General features: G+C 43.9%; 2 tRNA genes and 1 rRNA gene. All 3 read left to right on the top strand.

Annotated elements, in window-relative coordinates:
• A 16S ribosomal RNA gene (locus F0229_RS21750) occupies positions 1–94 on the top strand; the annotation flags it as partial.
• A 67-nt stretch (positions 95–161) separates the two neighbouring features.
• A tRNA-Ile gene (locus tag F0229_RS21745) sits at positions 162–238 on the top strand.
• A gap of 14 nt (positions 239–252) precedes the next feature.
• Positions 253–328 (top strand) — tRNA-Ala (locus tag F0229_RS21740).
• Positions 329–542 lie beyond the last annotated feature (214 nt).

The following is a 542-nucleotide window of genomic DNA, read 5'->3' as shown; positions in this document are numbered from 1 at the left end:
TTCGGGGAGGACGCTCACCACTTTGTGGTTCATGACTGGGGTGAAGTCGTAACAAGGTAGCCCTAGGGGAACCTGGGGCTGGATCACCTCCTTATACGAAGATACTTACGATGAGTGTCCACACAGATTGATTAGGTTTAGAAAGTAAAAGAGACGATATTGGGTCTGTAGCTCAGCTGGTTAGAGCGCTCGCCTGATAAGCGGGAGGTCGGTGGTTCAAGTCCACTCAGACCCACCAATATCGACCTAGATGGGGCTATAGCTCAGCTGGGAGAGCGCCTGCCTTGCACGCAGGAGGTCTGCGGTTCGATCCCGCATAGCTCCACCATCTTTAAGCGTTCTTGTTCGACAAAAAGTCTTACGAGAGTCTTTAAAAATGGTTCATTTTATTGAATCAAGCTCTTTAACAATTTGGAAAGCTGACTGATTGATTTACTTACGAGTAATTCAATCAAATTTAAAAGTTCTCAATGTTTATCTTTCATTAGATAAACACAACAAACACATTCAAGTGTCTTGTATTCGATTCAAACTTGTTTGAA

Source organism: Vibrio sp. AIC-3 (assembly GCF_013114515.1).
Taxonomy (GTDB): domain Bacteria; phylum Pseudomonadota; class Gammaproteobacteria; order Enterobacterales; family Vibrionaceae; genus Vibrio; species Vibrio crassostreae_C.
This window is presented reverse-complemented; position numbering and strand designations above follow the sequence as displayed.